Annotated in this window: 20 protein-coding genes and 3 tRNA genes; 20 read left to right on the forward strand and 3 right to left on the reverse strand. The window is 44.0% G+C overall.

The window, feature by feature from the left end:
* Nucleotides 1–112: 112 nt before the first annotated feature.
* Nucleotides 113–185, reverse strand: a tRNA-Thr gene (locus AC6H04_RS01260).
* A 239-nt stretch (nt 186–424) separates the two neighbouring features.
* Here AC6H04_RS01260 and AC6H04_RS01265 point away from each other — a divergent pair.
* Both AC6H04_RS01265 and AC6H04_RS01270 read left to right on the forward strand, forming a co-directional pair.
* Nucleotides 425–498, forward strand: a tRNA-Pro gene (locus AC6H04_RS01265).
* A gap of 65 nt (nt 499–563) precedes the next feature.
* A tRNA-Leu gene (locus AC6H04_RS01270) sits at nt 564–648 on the forward strand.
* A gap of 85 nt (nt 649–733) precedes the next feature.
* Here AC6H04_RS01270 and AC6H04_RS01275 read toward each other — a convergent pair.
* Nucleotides 734–1,288, reverse strand: coding sequence for an NUDIX hydrolase (locus AC6H04_RS01275; RefSeq protein WP_497570010.1), 555 nt, complete (start codon nt 1,286–1,288; stop codon nt 734–736).
* 86 nt (nt 1,289–1,374) lie between these two features.
* Between AC6H04_RS01275 and AC6H04_RS01280 the strand changes: the two genes are divergently transcribed.
* Nucleotides 1,375–2,562, forward strand: coding sequence for a cation:proton antiporter (locus tag AC6H04_RS01280; RefSeq protein ID WP_497569969.1), 1,188 nt, complete (start codon nt 1,375–1,377; stop codon nt 2,560–2,562).
* A gap of 73 nt (nt 2,563–2,635) precedes the next feature.
* Here AC6H04_RS01280 and helD read toward each other — a convergent pair whose 3' ends face one another.
* Nucleotides 2,636–4,945 carry an RNA polymerase recycling motor HelD gene (gene helD / locus AC6H04_RS01285; protein WP_497569970.1) on the reverse strand — a complete coding sequence of 770 codons (2,310 nt, stop codon included), beginning with the start codon at nt 4,943–4,945 and terminating at the stop codon, nt 2,636–2,638.
* A gap of 383 nt (nt 4,946–5,328) precedes the next feature.
* Between helD and trpS the strand changes: the two genes are divergently transcribed.
* From trpS to AC6H04_RS01370, 17 genes are all read left to right on the forward strand, one after another.
* The gene (trpS, locus tag AC6H04_RS01290) at nt 5,329–6,345 is read left to right on the forward strand and encodes a tryptophan--tRNA ligase (RefSeq protein WP_497569971.1); all 1,017 of its coding nucleotides are present in this window, start codon (nt 5,329–5,331) and stop codon (nt 6,343–6,345) included.
* 37 nt (nt 6,346–6,382) lie between these two features.
* On the forward strand, nt 6,383–7,309 hold the full coding sequence (locus tag AC6H04_RS01295; protein WP_497569972.1) for a Ppx/GppA phosphatase family protein: 927 nt from the start codon (nt 6,383–6,385) through the stop codon (nt 7,307–7,309).
* Nucleotides 7,310–7,330: 21 nt separating this feature from the next.
* A complete protein-coding gene (locus AC6H04_RS01300) occupies nt 7,331–8,599 on the forward strand; it encodes a hydroxymethylglutaryl-CoA reductase, degradative (RefSeq protein ID WP_497569973.1) in 1,269 nt (422 codons plus the stop codon).
* A gap of 3 nt (nt 8,600–8,602) precedes the next feature.
* Nucleotides 8,603–9,562, forward strand: coding sequence for an IpaB/EvcA family protein (locus AC6H04_RS01305; RefSeq protein WP_497569974.1), 960 nt, complete (start codon nt 8,603–8,605; stop codon nt 9,560–9,562).
* A 26-nt stretch (nt 9,563–9,588) separates the two neighbouring features.
* On the forward strand, nt 9,589–10,287 hold the full coding sequence (locus tag AC6H04_RS01310) for an NAD-dependent protein deacylase (RefSeq protein WP_497569975.1): 699 nt from the start codon (nt 9,589–9,591) through the stop codon (nt 10,285–10,287).
* A 56-nt stretch (nt 10,288–10,343) separates the two neighbouring features.
* Nucleotides 10,344–10,949 (forward strand): TMEM175 family protein, encoded by a 606-nt coding sequence (locus tag AC6H04_RS01315; RefSeq protein ID WP_497569976.1) that lies wholly within the window; start codon nt 10,344–10,346, stop codon nt 10,947–10,949.
* Between the two features lie 14 nt (nt 10,950–10,963).
* Nucleotides 10,964–11,809, forward strand: a complete 846-nt coding sequence (locus AC6H04_RS01320) for a DUF72 domain-containing protein (RefSeq protein ID WP_497569977.1) — start codon at nt 10,964–10,966, stop codon at nt 11,807–11,809.
* 161 nt (nt 11,810–11,970) lie between these two features.
* Nucleotides 11,971–14,022 carry a methionine--tRNA ligase gene (gene metG, locus AC6H04_RS01325; RefSeq protein WP_497569978.1) on the forward strand — a complete coding sequence of 684 codons (2,052 nt, stop codon included), beginning with the start codon at nt 11,971–11,973 and terminating at the stop codon, nt 14,020–14,022.
* 92 nt (nt 14,023–14,114) lie between these two features.
* Nucleotides 14,115–14,891, forward strand: a complete 777-nt coding sequence (locus AC6H04_RS01330; RefSeq protein ID WP_497569979.1) for a TatD family hydrolase — start codon at nt 14,115–14,117, stop codon at nt 14,889–14,891.
* Nucleotide 14,892: 1 nt separating this feature from the next.
* The gene (rnmV, locus tag AC6H04_RS01335) at nt 14,893–15,462 is read left to right on the forward strand and encodes a ribonuclease M5 (RefSeq protein WP_497569980.1); all 570 of its coding nucleotides are present in this window, start codon (nt 14,893–14,895) and stop codon (nt 15,460–15,462) included.
* The gene (gene rsmA, locus AC6H04_RS01340) at nt 15,459–16,343 is read left to right on the forward strand and encodes a 16S rRNA (adenine(1518)-N(6)/adenine(1519)-N(6))-dimethyltransferase RsmA (protein WP_497569981.1); all 885 of its coding nucleotides are present in this window, start codon (nt 15,459–15,461) and stop codon (nt 16,341–16,343) included. The genes rnmV and rsmA overlap by 4 nt, the downstream gene beginning before the upstream one ends.
* Before the next feature lie 201 nt (nt 16,344–16,544).
* Nucleotides 16,545–16,802 (forward strand): Veg family protein, encoded by a 258-nt coding sequence (locus AC6H04_RS01345; RefSeq protein ID WP_497569982.1) that lies wholly within the window; start codon nt 16,545–16,547, stop codon nt 16,800–16,802.
* Between the two features lie 218 nt (nt 16,803–17,020).
* The gene (locus AC6H04_RS01350; protein WP_497569983.1) at nt 17,021–18,100 is read left to right on the forward strand and encodes a hypothetical protein; all 1,080 of its coding nucleotides are present in this window, start codon (nt 17,021–17,023) and stop codon (nt 18,098–18,100) included.
* A 223-nt stretch (nt 18,101–18,323) separates the two neighbouring features.
* Nucleotides 18,324–19,175, forward strand: coding sequence for a 4-(cytidine 5'-diphospho)-2-C-methyl-D-erythritol kinase (gene ispE / locus AC6H04_RS01355; protein WP_497569984.1), 852 nt, complete (start codon nt 18,324–18,326; stop codon nt 19,173–19,175).
* A 13-nt stretch (nt 19,176–19,188) separates the two neighbouring features.
* A complete protein-coding gene (locus AC6H04_RS01360) occupies nt 19,189–20,112 on the forward strand; it encodes an alpha/beta hydrolase (RefSeq protein WP_497569985.1) in 924 nt (307 codons plus the stop codon).
* A gap of 106 nt (nt 20,113–20,218) precedes the next feature.
* Nucleotides 20,219–20,914: a metal ABC transporter ATP-binding protein gene (locus AC6H04_RS01365; protein WP_497569986.1), complete on the forward strand. Its 696-nt coding sequence runs from the start codon at nt 20,219–20,221 to the stop codon at nt 20,912–20,914.
* Complete coding sequence (locus tag AC6H04_RS01370) at nt 20,907–21,698, forward strand: metal ABC transporter permease (RefSeq protein WP_497569987.1); 792 nt, start codon at nt 20,907–20,909, stop codon at nt 21,696–21,698. The genes AC6H04_RS01365 and AC6H04_RS01370 overlap by 8 nt, the downstream gene beginning before the upstream one ends.
* The last annotated feature ends 229 nt before the right edge of the window (nt 21,699–21,927 follow it).

Raw genomic sequence — 21,927 nt, forward strand, 5'->3', positions numbered from 1 at the left:
AATCGATGACTGTCTTTTCTTATTGCAGCATAAAAATAGTCAAACAGAGTGCTCTTAAGTGAACACTGACTACTAATCGTTTAAATAGCTAATCATTAATCGATGAAATTAAAGCCGCTTATCGGATTTGAACCGATGACCTCTTCCTTACCATGGAAGTGCTCTACCTTCTGAGCTACAGCGGCAACTCATATTATACTACATAGAAGGTGAGATACGAAGATGACGAAACGAAGTATCTGAAGAAGTGCAATGAAAGAGTAAGTCCACTCAAACAACGGAAATTACAGATACTATAGCCAAAACTACATCTTGATTGGATCCCCCCAAAAAACGGCATAACAGCAATTAAAATATAAATTATGCTAGTAATAATTAGGGCTGAGTAGTATACTAATATAGTTGGCAATTTATAAAACGACTTCGGGAAGTAGCTCAGCTTGGTAGAGCACCTGGTTTGGGACCAGGGGGTCGCAGGTTCGAATCCTGTCTTCCCGATAGCAAGTCTAATGTCTTGGGTGACAAGCACAGAGATGATATGCTACAATTAGTTTCAAACTTATGCCGGAGTGGCGGAACTGGCAGACGCGCTGGACTCAAAATCCAGTGTCCGTTGAGGACGTGTGGGTTCGAACCCCACCTCCGGTATTAGCATGAGTAAAATACATACTCTACAGCGTAAAATAAAAGCAACCTGATGATTTGATCATCGGGTTGCTTTTTCGTTACGTTATTAATTTGAAAGATAGAGCTGATAATAGCCAATTGCAGCCAAAGCCTGAGCAGTATTAATTTTCCCAGCTTTGATCCATTCCAGAACTTGATTCAAATCCACCAGTTGAGTAGTAACGAACTCATCGGTATCAAAATGAGTAGAAGTGCGTTTTGACGGGTCAAAACGAAGTAAAATAAGTGCTGCTGTTTGATCCATAAAACCTTCGGAAGAAGTGACGGTGGTCATTACTTTAACGGATTGGGCGAGATAGCCGGTTTCTTCATGGAACTCTCGTTTCGCAGCCTCTTCAGGTGATTCACCTGGATTAATGATGCCAGCGGGCAGGGAAACTGAATCGGCGTTAATACCCACTCGATATTCGCTAGTTAAGACAACTTGTTGCTCATCTGTAAGCGCCAAGATCGTAATCGTTGGTGCGGTATGGATGAGGTCTCTTTCAACGGAAAGACCATCCGGCGTATCAATTTCACATTGTTCAACGGAAAAAACGGGTCCTTGATATTGTTTTGTGTGATTCTTAATGGTACCCACTCGATGCCAATTTTTAAACATGTACAAGATTTCACTTCCAGTTAGTGTTATATTTTATTTAGTGCTGGTGTCGATGCAGCACTATTTTACTACAAGGGGTGGTCAGTGTGAATTTTATAGGCACATTATGCCTCCTACTGGTTTTGACGACCTTTGCTGGACACTTCTCAAATCGAATGGGAATTCCGTCCGTTATTGGTCAAATTTTAGTGGGGATCGTGGTGGGACCAGCAATTTTTAATTGGGTACAGCCCAATCAATTGTTGACGCTCTTCTCAGATATTGGTGTTATTATGCTAATGTTTATTGGTGGCCTGGAAAGTAACTTAACGCTGTTGAGACGTTTCTTTAAGCCAGCCATCATCGTTGCACTATGCGGGGTGATCATGCCGGTGGTGTTTATGGGCGCTGCCGCCGTTGCATTTCATTTTTCAGTCTTTGAGGCAACATACATAGGAGTTATTTTTAGTGCAACATCGGTTTCCATATCAGTGGCGGTATTACGTGATTATCACGCTTTGGACACTTCTGAAGGTGCAACTATCCTTGGCGCAGCCGTAGCAGACGATATCGTAGGTGTAATTTTATTATCGGTGATGATCAGTTTAATGGGGACTCAGGGTTTAAAGACTAGTGGACAGCATACTAGTATCGCCCTTATTTTACTTGAGCAGGTCGCTTTTTTCGGCGGTACTTATTTAGTGGTACGCTGGATTGCACCTTATCTGATGGGTATCAGTGAAAAACTGCTCATGAATTCTAGTGTGACCATCATGTCCATGGTGATTTGTTTGGGAATGGCTTGGGTGGCAAACGCTGTTGGTTTGAGTGGGGCAGTCGGTGCGTTCTTTGCCGGGATTGCTGTGGCCCACACACCATACCGAGAAGTCATCGAGGCCCACATGGAACCGATTGGCTATGCTGCGTTTATCCCACTGTTTTTTGTTGGTATTGGGCTGAGTATGTCATTTCGGTATCTCGGACAGTCGCTGGGTTTAATCGTCGTCATGACCATTTTGGCATGCCTGACTAAGTTAATTGGCTGTGGTTTAGGAGCGCGGCTGACTGGTTTTAATCTGCATAGCAGCTATGTCATTGGATCCGGCATGATTTCTCGTGGGGAAATGGGCATGATTACGGTACAAATCGGTCTGCAATCTGGCCTATTGTCTAACGCGACCTATTCAAAGATGGTGCTGGTGATTATTTTAGCAACCATGGTCGCACCATTTATGCTTAAGCAGGCTTTGAAACCAAACAAAAAGAAGTTGGTCTCGGTAAGCCATAAGGGGTGAAATAAAACACCATCATAATCGATCGCAATTTGCGTGATTATGACGGTGTTTTTTGATGTTCCAGATAGTGACATTAATTTGTTAATTCATGTTCAATTTGCAGAACAGTTTTGGGCATTTTATCAGAAGCAATCAACGGTGATACTGGGCCAATACTCATCAAAATTAATTGGTGCATTGCTCGAGTGGCAATGGTATATAAGGTTCCAGTAAACCGTTCATCGGGGAAGTTAGCCGCCGAAACGTCCCAAGCAATCACCGCGTCAAACTCCAGCCCTTTGGCCAGGTAAATGGGCATAACCAGCGTTCCTTTTGGTAAAGATAAATCGGCGTCGGTCATTAACGTGACGTCATTAGCTTCGTGGTGTAACTTTTGATAAACAGCGTGAGCCTGTTCCAAATTTTTGGTTAAAATTGCCACAGTGCCATTATCAGCACGTAGACTGGTAACTTCATTCTCTAAGGCATCATAGCAGCTTTCAGCATCATAGCGAATGACTAAACGTGGCAGACTTCCGGGACGGGTGAATGCCTCAATTTGGTCGCCATCTGGTAAGAGTGCTTTTGCAAAGGTCGTGATGGGCAACGTTGACCGGTAAGAACGGTTTAATTTAAGCAACCGTGGCCGGTGAACGTTAAAAGCATCCCGTAGACTAGCTAATAGTGCTTCAGGTGTTTGCACAGCCTTAAACAAGGCCTGTTCGGCATCCCCCAAGAAAGTCATGTGTGCTTTTGGAAAAGCGTGGTGCAAATACTGAAGTTGAGCAATGGAATAGTCCTGCATTTCATCCACAAACAGATGTTGCATGGCGTGGTTTTGACCACCACCCGTGAGAATGTCACGGATATAAAGTAGAGGTGCCGCATCCACTAACTCACACTTATGAAACTCAATATCATGTAAGAAATTAGCTTTACTGATTGTCATGACATCATCTGACACATTGTCTGGTGTGATAACGGTGTCCATGAAATCGGCATATTGACTGTAAATGTCTAAAAAGTAGTTATTGTAGATGGCATCATAGACCTTGCGTAAACGACGGGTCACAATTTTGCGCGCAATATAATTGGTTTCAGCGTCGACTTCTTGAAAATCGTGAAGGCGTTTTGTACCCAATAAGTTATGGTATTCTTCGTCAGAGAGCTGATCGATCTCTTCAGCCACCCAGTCGGATTTTGCTTCTTGGTTAATCCGGCGCTTTAATTGTTTGATTAGGATGTTTTTAGTTCTTAAGAAGCGTTCTGCTGGCTGCAAGTGTGGTAAGCCTTGATAGATTTTTTCGATTTCAGCTTTATTGAAGAAAATTCGGCCATCAAAATAAATATGATTAAATTTAAAATGAGTCGGTGCCAAGTTTTGACAGTAGTCCGCGATTTGATGCATGTAGTGAGAAGAGGACTTGTAGTCGACTAACGTTTGTTGCTCGTCGGTCAACTCAAGGTCTTTTTCATAGCGGTCAAATAAGGATTCTACGTTTAATCCCTGAAGTCGCTGAGTGAGAAAGTCAGCTAAAGTGACCTGTCGCATGTTTCGCTCACCTAGGCTAGGTAGTACGTCTGAAATGTAGTGGCTAAATAACTTGTTGGGTGAGAATAATACGATTTGATCAGCCTGCAGCTCTTGGCGGCTATGGTACAGCAGAAAGGCAATTCGCTGGAGGATGGCAGAGGTTTTACCTGAGCCAGCAACTCCTTGAACCACCAGTAAATCAGACCGTGTATCACGGATGATATCGTTTTGTTCACGCTGAATCGTGGCCACAATGTTTTGCATGGTTTCATCGTTTTGCTGCCCCAAAACGTGTTGCAGCATTTCGTCACCAACAGTTTCGTTGGTATCAAACATGGATTCAATTTTCCCGTTTTGAATTAAAAACTGTCGCTTTTTAGTCTGCTTGGTGAGCTGTTTACCCGCCGGAGTGTCGTAGGTGACATCGTCTAAGGTTCCGTTGTAATAAATAGCCGAAATGGGTGCTCGCCAGTCGTATACTAAAAAGTTAGCGTCATCATCAGTAAATGACGCTGTTCCAATATAGAGCTGTTCCTGATCAGTCTCACCAGGATCCTGAATATCGATGCGACCAAAGTAGGGTGATTTCTCTAGATCCTGATAGACGTTTAATTGGCTAGAAATGATTTGTTCGTTTTCAATCAGCCGAGAAGCTAAGGCCCGTTGTTGCTGCAGTTCGGCAGAAGTTTCAATTCGGTCATCGACTTCAATGTAGTTAACTGAAGTGTTGGCACTGTAGTTTTCCTGCACCAACTTCATTTCTGCATGTGCCTTACTGTACTCCAGCGAGACTGATTTAATTTTTGCGGTAATTTGATTGATCACCGAATCGACGCGCTGCTGTTCAATTTTTTGTTCCTGTGATTCCAAAAAACCGCCTCTTTCGTTTAATGTGCTTGAACCATTCTAGTGTGATTAGGTGGTTGTGTCAATTGGAAAAACTCGGACGAAACCAACTTTGACAATAACCGGCAAAATGCTTAAAATAGAAAGCATTATATAGATAGAATTCGTCAGTGCGTTTAGATCATGATGACAGAGAGACCACGATTGCTGAAAGTGGTCACCATGATCATTTTGGAGCTGATACGTGAATTTTAGGGTGCCTCCTTATCGGTGAGAGTGGTGACTTTACGTCACAAATTTAGGTGGTACCGCGGTCGACGTCCTATTGCATACGCAATTGGGGCGTCTTTTTTATTAGGTATCATTGCACCACAAGACGAGTACATGAATTGAAAGGGAGATTGAAAATGAGCAATAAAAAAATTATTTTAACCGGTGACAGACCAACAGGAAAGCTCCACATTGGCCATTATGTGGGTTCCTTACAAAACCGGGTTAAGTTACAAAATTCCGGCGATTACGAATCTTACATCATGATTGCTGACCAACAAGCATTGACCGATAACGCCCGCGACCCAGAAAAAATCCGCAACAGTCTCATTCAGGTTGCTCTGGATTATTTAGCTGTGGGTATCGATCCGCAAAAATCAACGATTCTCGTGCAATCACAAATTCCTGCATTGAGCGAACTGACCATGCATTACCTGAACTTAGTCACGGTTTCTCGTTTGGAACGTAACCCAACGGTCAAGACTGAAATCAAACAGAAGAACTTTGGTCAAAGTGTGCCAGCCGGCTTCTTCATTTATCCTGTCAGCCAAGCAGCCGATATTACTGCTTTCAAAGCAACCACGGTGCCGGTTGGTGAAGACCAAGAACCAATGCTGGAACAAACCCGCGAAATCGTACGGAGCTTCAATAATATTTACGGTGAAGTTTTGGTTGAACCAGAAGGCTACTTCCCACCAGAAGGCGAAGGCCGGATCCCTGGTTTGGATGGTAATGCTAAGATGAGTAAGTCATTGAACAACGCAATTTATCTGTCTGATGACGCTGACACCGTCCAGAAAAAGGTCATGTCAATGTACACCGATCCTACTCACGTGCACGTTGAGGATCCAGGTCATGTTGAAGGTAACACGGTATTTACTTATCTCGACATTTTCGATGATGATAAGCAAAAGGTCGCAGATTTGAAGGCACAATATCAACATGGCGGTCTTGGAGATGTTAAAATTAAACGGTATTTAAACGATGTTTTACAAGCTGTGTTGGATCCAATTCGAGCTCGTCGGGCACAGTATGAACAGGATATTCCTGGGGTTTACCAGATTTTGAAAGAGGGTAGCGAAAAGGCTAATCAAGTTGCTAACCAAACGCTAAAAGAAGTCGTGGAAAAAATGGGTCTTAACTACTTTGGCTAAAAGTAACTTGAGCTGATAACGAGAAGGGGTGACGGTGATGGATAATTTGGTGATCGTTGATTTGGGTTCTAATTCAGTTCGGATGACGATTAATGAAATTCGGCCCGATCAAACCTTCCGAGAAGTTTCACGTTATAAGGAAGATTCTCGTTTATCTGAAGGAATGGGCGATGAAAAAGAACTTCAAGAGGCGGCTATTCACCGGACGTTAGATGCATTGCGTAAATTTAAAAACATTTACAAAGACCTACCTAATTTAACGGTCAAAGCGATCACAACAGCGGCTGTTCGTCAGGCAAGCAACCAGGCTGAATTTCTTGAACGGGTTCAACGTGAAATTGGACTTAGACTGGATATATTGTCCGGTGATGATGAGGCTTATTACGATTATCTAGGCGTTAAGAACCGGCTTCGAATCGAAGATGCCCTGATGCTAGATGTTGGTGGTGCTAGTCTGGAAATGGTGAATATTACTTCTGGTAAAGAGAGTAACTTAATCAGTATTCCGTTTGGCGCAGTCAACCTTTCAGAGCAGTTTAACTTGGATGATAAGGTTGATGCAGCGGACTTTTTCAGCGCATCCATCTTTTTAAGAAAGCGGCTGCGAGATATTTGGTGGCTGCATGAAGCGCAAACTAAGCCCCTGATTCTACTGGGCGGCGCTAACCGCTCGCTGGCACGGATGAGTAGACGCCAGCAACAGATCCTGCATGTGGAACAGATTCACGGCTATCAGCTGACCACTTCAGAAGTCTTTCGGCTGTTTAGCATGTTGTTAAGTAAAAATAAGGTACAGCGACAGCAGATTTCTGGCCTTGAACCGGACCGAGCCGATATTATTATCGGTGGCATCATGCCATTAGTATTGTTACTGCAAATGCTGGATTCAGACAGAGTGATTTTTTCGGAAAGCGGTGTGCGTGAGGGCATCATCCACGCGTATCTTAATCACGACTATAGTTAATGATAGTAAGGATAGGTGAATATGGAAGCGGCGTTTTCACAGTTTTATAAGCGGACACCGGAACAGCGGTTAGCCATTTTAGCCAAAACGCTAGAATTGACTGAAACGGAGCAACAGGAACTTAAACGTCGAGCAACGCAGGGAGACGCACCGTTACTGATTGAAAATTATTTAGCGACGTATCAATTACCTGAAGGCGTAGCAGTCAACTTTCGCGTTAATGATCAGGATTACGTTGTCCCGATGGTCACGGAAGAACCTAGCGTTATCGCGGCAGCTAGTAATGGTGCCAAACAGTTGGCAAAAGCCGGTGGCATCACAGCCGCTGTGCATTCTCGGCTGTTAACGGGACAGGTGGTCCTTAGCGATGTGAAAGTTTACGCCTCCATTGACGATTGGATTGCTTTACACCAAAATGAATTACTAGAAGTGGCGAAACAGGCGCATCCATCCATCGTTAAGCGTGGCGGTGGGCCGAAATCGATTCGGACCCGCGACCTCGGTGAAGGGTTCGTTTCCATTGATTTAGTGGTGGACGTTAAGGCTGCTATGGGTGCTAATATGATGAATACGATGCTGGAAGCTGTTGCGGGTGTAGTGCAAAATCGATTGCACCACACCACCTTGTTTAGTATTCTCTCCAATGCGGGTGATCAGAGCCTAACAACGGCTACAGTATCAGTACCGGTATCACAACTGGCTGATCAGCCGGATAAGGCCCGGCAAGTCGGTAAGCGTATTGCCCAAGCGAGTCGTATCGCACAACTAGACCCAATGCGCGCTGTCACCCATAATAAAGGGATTATGAACGGTGTGGATGCCGTGGTGGTTGCAATGGGCAATGATTGGCGGGCTATCGAAAGCGCGGCTCATGCCTATGCAGTGACGGATGGCCAGTATCGCGGCCTGAGTCAATGGCGCCTTGAGGGTGACCAGTTGATGGGGGCGCTAACCCTGCCATTGCCTGTGGGAACTGTTGGTGGTGCCACCAAGGTATTACCATTAGTGGCCATTAACCAAAAAATGGCGAAAATTCAGTCACCAGAAGACTTGATGAAGCTGATTGCTGCGGTAGGACTTGCACAGAACTTTGCTGCACTTAAGGCACTGGTCACTAGCGGGATTCAGCAAGGACACATGAAAATGCAATTGCGTTCACTGGCCATGTCCGTTGGTGCCACACCATCAGAAGTGTCTATCTTAACGAAACAGTTAAGTCAATCTGATGACCCTGATGAAGCTCAGGCGAGACGATTATTGAGTCAAATTAGAAATAACAAGGAGAAATGAATCATGCAAAACGTTGAGATCAATTCAGAGACGCAATCACTATTAGATGCGGTCAATAAAATTTTTCCCGGAAAAGTAGAATTACAGTTCATTGGTAAACTGCAAAATGGTTATGTGCGTCATGATCAGGCGCAGGCCGTTCAGGACAAAGACAATATCATGGTTCAAATCAGTGACCTTTCGGCGCCGGATTACACGGCTTCCCATGAGCTTTTACACTTATTAATGACGCTACGTGGCTTTCCACAAATCTTTTTTGCCATTTCCACCGGTGAAAAACAGTTAGATCAGCAGTTAATGATGCTGGGAACTGAACTCTATGATACGGTGAGTCACATTGTCGTGGTCAGTGAGCAACGTAAGCATGGCCTGATTACCGATGAAATCGAACAGATGTACCTCAAGGGTATTCATGCCACGATAAAGCCAGAGCCAACGCCAGTTGATGATAAAATGACGCTGCGGTTACTGACCTTAACCGATGCACTGGTCTTTTATGGCGATGGGAATAAAGCGGTTAACGAGCAGTTAGAAAAGGATTATCCAATCTCATTTGCAGCTGCTAAAAAGTTGTATGCGTTGATTACTGAAAAACCAGTAGACTCACCATTTACTCTGCGTCGTAACGTTGTCAAATTATTTAAAGCCTTTGATGAACAGCTGAAGGACTGGGGGTTACCGCCAATCAATATGACGGAGTTTGCCACCGTTTCAAACGTGGTTTCCGAGCGCCAGTTACGGTTGGAAGTGCGTCAAATGTTTGAACTGTATCATTCAGATATGGTTGATATTAAGAGTAAGCGGCGGGCGTACGTTGGCATTAACCGGGCGGATGGTCAAAACTCATTTGTCATTTCCGCCCCAACCAAAGCTAACGACAATCCTGAGTATTATAAAGCGATTTATTCACTGTCAGTTGAGGAACTCTTTAAAAAGTTAGAAATGCCGTATATTTTACGTTAGAAACTTTGGTGATTGGAGGCCTTGATATGGATGAAACGATTCGGCGGGCGTTTGAGCAAGCCAAGCACATCGTTTTCTTGACGGGTGCCGGCGTTTCAACGCCCTCTGGTATACCGGATTATCGGTCAAATAATGGGCTGTATACCCATCATAAAAACGCTGAGTACTATCTCAGCCACACTTGTTTAACCCAAGAACCAGACGTGTTTTATGATTACGTAAAGACCAATTTGTATAAACCGGCTGCTAAGCCCAACGTGATTCACGAAAAACAGGCAGCACTGACGCAACAGGATTGCGCAACCATCGTGACCCAAAATATTGACAACCTGTATCGTGAAGCTGGCGCTAAGCACCTGGTGGAATTTCACGGTAACCTTTATCGGGTGTACTGCCAGAAATGTCATCAACAAGTGGATTGGCACGACTATCTTAAAAGTCCGGTTCATGAAGGCTGCGGCGGCCAGTTACGACCAGATGTTGTTTTGTATGAGGAAGGTTTAAACGAGGCAAACATTTCCAATGCAGTAAGTGCGATGGAAAATGCCGATTTAATCGTGATTACTGGGACTTCTATGAGGGTTTATCCCTTCGCTGGTCTATTGGATTACCGCAATCCTATGGCACCTGTTATTGTCATCAATAATGAACCACTGTCATTTTCGTTTAGTTTTGAAATGGTTCAAGAAGATGCCGCTAAGTTCTTTGAACAGCTCAAAGTTTGAGACAGCAATTCGACCGGTTCGCCGGTCATACATATGTTGAGTAGGGGGATTCGACAATGAGTAAATCGCGATTGGAAGCATTCACGGATGGTGTCATGGCCATCGTCGTTACGATTTTGGTGCTGGAAATCCCGGAACCGGATGGCACGACGTTTAGCGCGTTATGGCCGCTACGTTATAAGTTGATTCTCTATTTGTTGAGCTTTCTGACGGTCACCGTTTATTGGAATAATCATCACCACCTGTTTCAAATTACGGAGATGGTCAGTGGGTCGGTATTATGGGCTAACAATCTCTTCTTACTGACCATTAGTGTGTTGCCGATTGCTACTGATTGGGCTGGCAGCCATACGGAATATTCGGCGCCTGAAGCGACCATGGGAATCGTTTTTTTAGCGGTTAATATCAGTTTTTACGTTTTAGTTAAGGCGCTGTTAGCTGCCCATGAACCCGATTCGGTGTTTACGAAGTTCTTTGGTAAGGGACAGCGCAAGTCTTGGTATTCAATGCTGGTGGTTCTGATTGGTATTGGTCTAGCATTTGTTTGGCCACCCGCTTCAGCAATTCTTTGCTTCGGTTCACTGATTCCGTGGATCGTGCCAGATCATCGGGTTGACCGGTATTTAAAAAAGAAGAGTAAACAGCAGTTAGTTAAAAAATGAGTGAGGTGCTTTTGATGATTACAATTGGGTTAACAACTTGGAAAGAGCACCCAGCTTTGATTCAAAATGTGCAACGAGATGTAACATTGCCAGAATACGCAGCCGTTCTGCCGGTAGTTGAATTGGACACGCCGTTCTATGGTATTCCAAGAGCCAGTACGGTTGTCAACTGGCAAAAACAAGTGCCGGAACAGTTTCAGTTTATTCTGAAGGCCAATAAACTGATGACTAAGCATGATTACGGTAAAGAGGAGGTCGGCGATGACGAACGTCAGCAGGCTTTCACTGAGTACCGCAGAATGGTTCGACCACTCGTCAACGCACATCAATTAAAAACGGTGTTATTTCAGTTTCCGCCTTTTTTTCAGCGGACCACTGAGAATTTGCAGTGGCTGTTTGAAATTCGTGACCAGATGGCTGATTTACCAATCGCGGTGGAATTTCGTAACCCCAGCTGGTATGACCCGGCATTAACGGATGATTTAATGCGCTACTTGGCCGGTCTTAACATGACTCACGTGATTGTTGACGAACCCCACCGTTTGAACGATGGCGTGCCATTCGTGACTAAGGTGGCTGATAATCGATTAGCTTTGATGCGGTTGCACGGACGCAATGAACAAGGCTGGTTCAATCAAGGGAAAGATTGGCGTGGTGTCCGGACGTTGTATAAGTATAGTGATGAGGAACTTGCGAGCTTTGCAACAGCAGTTTCTGAATTAAGCACGCAAGTTCAAGAGGTTTGTGTTATTTTCAATAATAATTCGGGTGGTGATGCCGCACCTAACGCACTGGCGTTAAGGGATTTGCTACATTTATCATGGCAAGGATTAGGACCTCAGCAAATGAGTTTGTTTTGAGCGTCCTGTAAAATGATGAAGATTTGACCCAAAAACTGGGAGTTGATGGCTGGGGGTTATTTCTCCGGCGGGTCAGATATGCTATAATGTTGGAGACTTTCTAGAAATAACAATACATTGATACCAAAAATAAATTGACTGAAAGGGGCCTGTTTTTTAACATGACAGAAACCAAACCTACGTATTACATAACGACACCAATCTACTACCCATCCGGGAAGTTACACATTGGAAACTCTTATACCACGATTGCTTGTGACGCTTTAGCACGTTACAAGCGTGAAACCGGCTACGATGTCTTTTTCCTGACTGGGACCGATGAACATGGTTTGAAGATTGAGGAAAAGGCTGAAAAGCTTGGCACGGATCCTAAGAGCTACGTTGATGAGATGGCAGCTGGTATCAAGAAGCTTTGGAAAACACTGGAAATTTCAAATGATAAATTTATTCGGACGACGGATGACTATCATGAAAAAGCCGTTCAAAAAATGTTCCAGCAATTACAAGACCAAGGTGACATTTACTTGGGCGAATATGAAGGCTGGTATTCAGTTGACGATGAAGAATACTTCACTGAAACGCAACTAGCTGAAGTTTATCGTGATGATGATGGTAAGGTCATTGGCGGTAAGGCACCTAGTGGACACGAAGTTGAACTGGTTAAGGAAGAATCTTACTTCTTTAAGATGGGCAAATATGCTGACTGGCTGTTAGATTATTACAAGCAGCATCCAGAATTTATCCAACCCGCAAACCGGATGAACGAAATGATCAATAACTTCATCAAGCCTGGTTTGGAAGATCTGGCCGTATCACGGACCACCTTTAATTGGGGGATTCCGGTCAAGTCCAACCCTAAGCACGTTGTGTATGTTTGGCTTGACGCGTTGACTAACTATATTACGGCACTTGGCTACGATGGTGAAGATGACAGTTTATTTAAGAAGTTCTGGCCTGCTAATGTTCAAATGGTGGGTAAAGAAATTGTTCGTTTCCACACGATTTACTGGCCAATCATGCTTCATGCGCTAGGTTTGCCATTACCTAAGACTGTTTTTGGACATAACTGGTTACTGATGAAAGACGGTAAGATGTCTAAGTCTAAGGGTAACGTTATTTACCCAGAGACTCTGGTTGACCGTTATGGACTTGATTCTGTCCGTTATTACTTGATTCGGGCAATGCCTTATGGCAATGACGGAACGTTCACCCCTGAAGATTTTGTGGATCGCTTGAACTATGATTTAGCTAACGATTTAGGGAACTTATTGAACCGGACCGTGGCCATGATCAACAAGTACGAAGATGGTGTCATTCCAGCCTTTGAATCAGGCGTCACTGATTTTGATGCTTCTTTGGAAGAAACCGCCGAAACGACGATGGCTAACTATCACAAACTGATGGATGACTTACATCTTTCAGATGCCATGGCAGAGGTTTGGAAGTTAATCGCTCGGACCAACAAGTACATTGATGAGACCGAACCATGGATTTTGGCTAAAAACGATGATGATGACAGTAAGCGCAAATTGGCTGCTGTTATGGCGCATTTGGCTGCGAGTCTACGAATCATCGCTTACTTCTTGAGTCCAGTGATGACTCATGCACCAAAACAAATCTTGTCGCAGTTAGGTTTGGAGTTTGACGACAACGTTAACTTGAAAGAATTAACGATGGCCAGTTTACCTAAGAACAGCAAGGTTGTTGAAAAGGGAACACCAATCTTCCCTCGGCGTGATGCTGATGAAGAAGTTGCCTTTATCGCTGCTCAGATGACTAAGTCGGATAAGAAAAAGGGCCGGGCTGCTATGGAAGCTGCTAAAGAAGCCGCTAACTCAGGCGTTTGGAACCCAGAAAATACCGAATTAAAGTCAAACAAGAAGGAAGTTCGTTTCGATGCCTTCGAAAAAATTGAATTAAAGGTTGCCGAAATTATTGACGTTCAAAAGGTTCAGGGTGCTGATAAGCTCTTGCAATTCCGTTTGGATGCCGGTGATTCAGATGATCGCCAGATTCTTTCTGGTATCGCGGAATATTATCCAGAACCAAAGGATCTATTAGGCAAAAAAGTAATTATTGTGGCTAACTTGAAACCTCGTAAGATGCGTGGTCAAGTCAGTCAGGGGATGCTTTTGTCTTCTGAAGATGCTGAGGGTAAGGTTCAACTCGTTACGGTACCTGAAAGTATTGCTAACGGGTCAACAGTCGAATAGTAACTAAACTTTCGCGAATGGCGGAAGGCGAAATCCGAATTTTCAGTTATTGAATATTCGGATTTTTGCTTCAATGTAGGAGAAATAGTGTTATGAAAATTTTTGATTCACATACCCATTTAAACAGCGAAGAATTTATCGATGATGTGCCACGTTATTTGGCGCGGGCAGCGGATTTAGATGTTGTGAAAATGACCATCGTGGGTTCGAACACTGAGCTGAATAAACAGGCGGTGCGACTGGCACACGAGTATCCGCAGTTGCACGCAGCGGTTGGCTGGCATCCGGAAGACTCAAAGTTCTATGATGCAGATAAGGAAAAAGTCTTAGAACAGCAATTAGAAGAAGACCGGGTCGTTGCTCTTGGAGAAATTGGACTGGATTATCACTGGGATTCTTCACCGCAGGATGTGCAGCGGCGTGTCTTTAAACGTCAGATTGAGATTGCAAAAGATCATGGTCTGCCAATCGTGGTGCATAACCGGGATGCCTTTGAAGATACCTATAACATCATTAAATCAGTAGGCATTCAAGATACTGGTGGTGTGATGCACAGTTTTAATGGCGATCCGGAATGGTTGAAGAAATTCCTTGATTTGGGTATGATGATTTCGTATTCGGGCGTTGCTAGTTTCAAGAATGCGCATGAAGTTCATGATTCAGTTCGCGCAACACCTCTTGACCGGATGATGGTTGAAACGGATGCCCCATACTTGACCCCTGAGCCACACCGGGGCGAGCAGAACGAACCAGGCTTTACTCGTTATACCGTAGAAGCTATAGCTAAGGAACGCCAAACAACGCCAGAAGAAATAGCTGCAGCAACCTGGCGGAACGCGCACCGATTTTTTAAGATTAAGGAGTTTTAGATTGAAAACCATTAAAGAAGTCATTGTGGTTGAAGGTAAAGACGATACCAAACAAATTGCGAAGGCAGTTAAAGCAGATACGATTGAAACCCGTGGTTCTGCTGTACCAGAAGAAACCTTAGATTTGATTGAGGAGGTAGCCAAAAAGCGCGGTATTATTATTTTTACTGATCCCGATTTTTCCGGGGAAAAGATTCGCAAAATTGTTTCAGAAGCGGTGCCCAATGCCAAGCACGCTTTTTTACCTAAAGCTGAGGGCGTGCCTACCAAAGCAGGTGGTTCGTTAGGCGTGGAACATGCCAGCGCCGAAGCAATACGTGAAGCCTTGGCCCACGTGTATACTGAGGGTGATTCAACAGTTGAACAGATCAGTCAGGCGGATTTGATCAAGGCTCGATTAGTCGGGGTCCCTGAAGCTAAAGCCCGTCGTGAAGCGTTAGGTGAGTTATTGCGAATCGGTTATGTGAACGGTAAGCAGCTCAAAAAGCGGCTTTTGATGTTCCAAATTAGTTCAGAGACATTCTGGCACGCGATTGAACAGATCGACCAAGAGGAGAGTGAGCGCCAATGAGTACACCATTAATTGCAAGTCCGGCACGAACACAGGCGATTATTAACCGATATGGTTTAAACGTAAAGAAGAGTCTCGGCCAAAACTTTTTGACTGACATTAATATTTTGGAGCACATTGTGCAGGCAGCTGAACTGTCAGATAAGGATAATGTGATCGAAATTGGTCCTGGTATTGGTGGGCTAACGGAGTTTTTAGCTCAAAATAGCCATCATGTATTAGCTTTTGAAATTGATGATCAGTTAGTGCCAATTTTGGGAGAAACACTATCCCAATACGATAATGTGACGGTTCTCAACCAAGATATTCTAAAAGCCAATTTACCCCAGTTGATTAAGGAAAATTTGGATGCTGATCGACCGTTGAAGCTGGTTGCTAATTTGCCATACTACATTACCACGCCAATTTTGATGAACGTGTTACAAAGTGGCATTCAATTTGAATCGATCACTGTTATGATGCAAAAGGAAGTTGCGGACCGGCTAGTTGCTGTTCCAGGAACTAAAGCTTACGGGTCACTTTCAATTGCGGTGCAATACCAGACGGATGCTCAGGTAGCGTTTACCGTACCTCGGACGGCGTTTATTCCACAGCCTAACGTGGATTCAGCCATTGTTTCTATGAAGAAACGGGTACCTTTTGATCCAGCACCTTTTGACGACAAAGAATTTGCAAAGTTTGTTAAAGGCAGTTTTATGCATCGCCGGAAAAGTTTTTGGAATAATCTTTGTGCAATCTTTGGGAAGGACCAGGATGTCAAAGACCGGATTACGAACGTCTTGAACAAGGTCAAAATTTCACCGCAAATTAGGGCAGAAAAACTCACTATCGAACAGTTTATTCAATTGACGAACGTGTTGCACGAAGAGGGTTTATTGTAAATCAAACTTTTTTGCTACTTTGGTGAATTCACCACAACAGCCGCTTTTTTGATAAGTGAGACATGTGTCCGTTAAATCCTATCATGAAAGGATTTTAATCTACTTTTTCATGACAAAATACTTGTTGTAAATAAGTGGTTGTGGTATAATTTGACTTTTCTGTGAAACCATGATAAAATGTTTCACACAAGGGGTGAGGTCATGCCAACAAGTTTAGCAACTATTAAGGACCGGCTGTCGACACACATTGGCCAGGAACTTATGGTAGTCGCCCAGGCAGGGCGTAAAAAAACAACGGAACGTCACGGAATTCTTAAAGAGACATATCCAGCCGTCTTCGTTGTGGATCTGGACCAAGATGAAAATTCATTCGAGCGTGTTTCGTACAGTTACACGGATATTCTAACTCAGAATATTCAAATTAACTTTGGTGACAGCGATGAGGATGACAATCAATAAAAATAGGCCTTTGAGGCCTTTTTTTATTGGCTAATTTTAAAATTCACACTGCTATATTAGGATGATGAGCAATATTTTCATAGGAATTAGCCCCATAAAAATTGAAATTAATCCAACCATTAATTTTGTGATATCATATGAATGTACACAACTCTAGGGCAGTTGTTAAATTGTAAAAAATAGGGTGTGTCAAAATAAATTCTGGGGGGAATTTTCAAATGAAGCATTTAGGTTTGATGACAAGTGCCATTGCTGGGACAGTGGCGCTGTTGGGTTTTGCTGGCACCGCAAATGCGGCTTCGTACACGCAAAAGAGTAACGCGATTACACAGTATTCTTCAAGCAGCTTACGGACTGTTAATAATAAGGCGACGGGATTTGTTAAAGCAGGTTCTTACGCTTTTGCCAAAAATCCCGGTGGCAGCAATACGATTGCCAGTGTTGGCGGTAATCAAAAATGGACGTTTAAAACGGAATTCCAATTAGCGAATACGCACAACGCTAAAGGCAGTGCCAAATATGACATGACTAATCCACAATCAGCTGCTTACGATGGCAGTCACTATCTTTATGTTGTCTATCAACCGCATTACACAAAGGGCATGACGAATAAGGGGTTTGTTGCCCGCTATGATGTGAATAAGCTTAAAGGCATGTCATTTGCTAAACAACAAGCGCTAATGGACGGTAAATCAGGCAGTTCAGCCGTGAAAGTCGGCGGTATTTTTACTACTGGTCACGGCCAATCTTTGGCTTACGACAAGAAACATAAGTCACTTTATATGTGGCGCGATACTTCGATGAAGGCCACTCGTACGTCAACGTTACAGCGAATCAGTACGTCTTCATTAACGCCTAATAAAGCCATTACGTTCCATATGTCGAGTCATGGCGCCAACGTTCCTGGTGGTCACGATTTAACTTTTGATCACAGCGGTAACGCTTATTACTGGACGGTTTCGGGTTCAAAGGTGAAAGTTTATAAGGGCACGATTGGTTCCAAGACGGTTCATTTCCGCCTGACTAAACAACTGTTTAGTCATCGCCCTGGTACCCACGAACAAGCAATGGGCTATAACGGTCATAATGGACGTCTTTACCTAGTTGCTGATGATTCCATTACTAGTTTTCCAGCTAAGAAGCTCAACGGTAATGGCTCACTAAAAGCCAGTGATTTTAAGTACACCAAGTTCAACTCACACCGTGAATTTGAATCGTTAACCTTTGATAACAGTGGTCACGGAATGTTAATGTCCAACCGTACGCCTGAAATCTTACGGAGTACGACTGCTTATTAGAAAATAATTTGCTAATCCTCATCGAAATGGTCGATGGGGATTTTTGGTGCTGTCAATTAGTTTAATTGCTCTACAGATAGTTTATCTAACACTAGTTACTAAACGTCTTTTTCGTTACCTTGCCACTGCGCCCGCCTTTCGAGTATAATGTCTCTAATAACAAAACTTAAGGGAGCAGTAGTTATAAGGAAACGATTCTTACTGAAGTGTAGGTGATCAAAATTTGATAATAGTGGAAAAGGCAGCAGCCAAAGTTAACCTTGGCCTTGATACACCGTTTCGCCACGCTGATGGACAGCCCGAGTGGGACATGGTGATGACTTCCATCGACCTTGCGGACTACGTTGAGGTTCGCTCAACTGGTGCAAAACAGATCGTCGTGTCGTCCAACTCAGGATTTTTGCCTAATGATCAGCGCAACCTTGCGTTTCAAGCAGCATCTTTGCTTCAGCGGACGTTTAAAGTTAAGCATGGTGCTCATATTAAGATTAAAAAAAATATTCCGGTAGCAGCTGGTTTAGGTGGCGGCTCTTCTGATGCAGCTGCAGTTTTACGGGCGTTGAATCAACTTTGGAACCTTAATTTACCAATTGCCGAATTAGCTAAACTAAGTCTGAAAGTTGATTCAGATGTTCCTTACTGCGTGTATAGCAAGACTGCACATGTCACGGGGCTTGGAGAACAGGTTGAAGTTTTGCAGCCAGCGCTAAAGCCGGTTTGGATCGTTTTAGCGAAACCTAATGTGAGTGTTTCGACACCCAGTATTCTGCGACAAATTGATTATGACGTGCTGGCGCATCCCAATATTGACGGGGTACTGGCCGCCATTGCTGCTGGTGATCACCAGCAGTTAGTAGCTAATATGGGCAATGCACTAGAGCCCATTTCGGTTCGTCGTTATCCGGAAATTCAGCAGATCAAAGAGCGAATGAAAGGCTACGGTGCGCAGACCGCAGTGATGAGTGGCACAGGGCCGACTGTATTTTCAGTATTCAATAAGGAGTCTCGTGCTCAGCGGGTGTTTAACAGCATTCGCGGCTTCTGTCCAGAAGCTTATCTTGTACGCTCACTATAAGGAGTGATGTGTTTTGTCTAAATGGCTTAAAATTTCTGCCGCAACGATTGCGACTGGCTTTACAGCAGCTGTAGCCGTTAGCGTTGCAGCTTATCATGGTATGACCCACATCAGCGATGCTGAAAAAGAAAAAGGACATCATAAAGCGGTGGCAGAAAATACGGCTACCGATAATGTTTGGTATCTCAAACAGCCGATTCAAGAGTGGCGACAGACAACGCCAGATGGGTTAACGTTGCGTGCTAGCTATATTCCTGCTGTCCAAAAAAGTCAGCGGGTTGTGATTCTGGCACATGGTATCAATCATGCTCGAGAACAAATGATTCCGTTGGCACGGTTGTTTCATGACCATGATTTTAACGTCTTGATGCCGGATGCACGGGCGCAGGGCGAAAGTGACGGTCATCGAATCGGTTTCGGCTGGCCGGATCGAAAGGACTATTTGGGTTGGGTCAATAAAGCAATCAGTGAGTTAGGTGCTGATGTCAAAATTGTTCTCATGGGCTTCAGCATGGGTGCTGCAACTGTTTTGGCTGCCGCCGGAGAACGCTTGCCGCACAACGTAAAAGCCGTTGTAGCTGATTCAGGGTTTGCTTCGATTTACCAGATGGCAAAAACAACGCTGCGTCGCGATTATCATTTGCCAGCTAACATCATTGTGCCCATTGCAGATTGGCTGTCACGCTGGCGTACCGGATCGAGGCTGAGTCAAGAGCGGGTGGATGAACAGCTAAAGCGAGCAATGGTGCCGGTGCTGATTATTCATGGCGAAGACGATCAGGTGGTTCCCGTAAAGCATGCAAAAGTTTTGTATGATGCCATTCGGGGACCAAAACAGTCATACATTGTGCCACACACCAAGCATATTCAAGCTTATGCGCACGACCCAGCACGCTACCAGCAAGTTTTGACGGACTTTTTAGAGCAATATCTATGAAAGAGATTGACTTCTGCATAGAAACCTTTACAATAAAATAGTAATCATTACTGTTTGCAGTAAATAAAAAAAGCACCCAGGTGCTTTTTTTAATTGAGGAGTTTTTATGACTGAATCTATACTACAACTAAAACAACTATCCTTTGCTTTTCCTGACAAGCAGGTACTAAAAGATTTGAACTACGATTTAAAACGTGGTGATTTTTTGAGTATCGTCGGTGAAAACGGGGTCGGGAAAACGACGCTAATGCGTTTGATTCTGCAGGAACTGAAACCAACCAGTGGCACCTTAGACTTCTTGCCCAATCGGCAAGCTGTGCCAGTTGGTTACGTGCCGCAATTTCGAAATATTGATGCAGAGTATCCCCTTAGTATTCAAGACTTCGTGGGCTTGAATTTTGCCAAAGTTGGTGTGCCGTGGTTAACGGCAAAAGAGCGGCAAAGAGTGACAGAGATTTTAACCGAAACAAAGCTGTTTAACATTCGTCACAGGCCCTTAGGTCAAGCATCGGGGGGCGAAAAACAAAAGGCGTATTTGGCACAAGCGCTCCTTGATCGGCCAAGTTTGCTGATTCTTGATGAATCAACTGCCAGCTTGGATCCGGTTGCTAAAACCGAATTACTTGATCTCGTGAAGCAGATCAACGAAACTCAGCAATTGACCGTGATCTTTGTGACTCACGATATTCCGTTGGCTCGTCGTTACGCGGACCATTACCTGTTTTTAAGTCCAGGTCAATATGAAGCTGGTAGTATTGCAGCCTTGACCAATGAGAAAGTAGGCGAGATGAATAATGCTTAGTTATCCCTTTATGCAAAACGCCTACATGGCTGGCACGTTGATTGCCATTATCTCCGGTATTATGGGTGTCTTTGTGATTGCCCGAAACATGTCATTTTTAACCCATACCTTATCTGAAATTGGCTTTGCTGGTGCAGCCTTTGGTATCTTTATGGGCTGGCAGCCACTAAATGGGATGCTGCTGTTTACGACCATTAGCTCCATTGGTGTCGGTGAACTGGGTGCCAAGTCGTCAAGACGTGAGAATTCAATCACGGCAATTTCGGCTCTAGCGATTGGTTTAGGAATTTTATTCCTTTCACTGGCTGATAGCAATGCCAGTTATGCCACCGGGATTTTATTTGGGAGTGTGATTGGGATCAGTCGTGCTAACGTGGTCCAGATGATGATCTTGTCTGTTTCAGTGCTTGTGGTCGTCATGGTGATCTATCGTTACCTAAAATTTGATTCCTTTGATCCGATTGGCGCCCAAGTGAAGGGACTGTGGACCCGAACTTTATCAGTTATCTTTTTGGTGCTATTGGCGTTTTCTGTCAGTGTTGCAGCCCAAATCGTTGGTTCGCTATTGATCTTTATTTTACTGACTTTACCAGCGGCGGCAGCCAAGTATTTTGCTCATACGGTGGGCATGATGATCAGCGTGGCCGTAGCTTTTTCGTTGATTGGCGTTTGGCTGGGGCTGTACCTCAGTTACGTCACCAATTGGCCGGTAAGTTTCTTTATTGCAGTCATTGAAGTGATTTTTTATTTCAGTGCACTGGTTTATCAGCGTATGCGAGCATGAAAAAACTTCAACACAACTCGGTAGATTCCAGAGTTTAACGTAAATAAAGCCTATTCCGCGATTTTGCGGAGTAGGCTTTATTTACGTTAAACGGTCGGAATCTGAGTTTTGACGCGTAATTAGGCCATATTGACGTATAGAACCAAAAGACAGTGATCACGCATTATGATTAATAATTGATTGAAATACTTACCAATATCGACTTATGATATAGCCTCTCATTGTTTGC

It is taken from the genome of Secundilactobacillus sp. MJ173 (assembly GCF_059704265.1).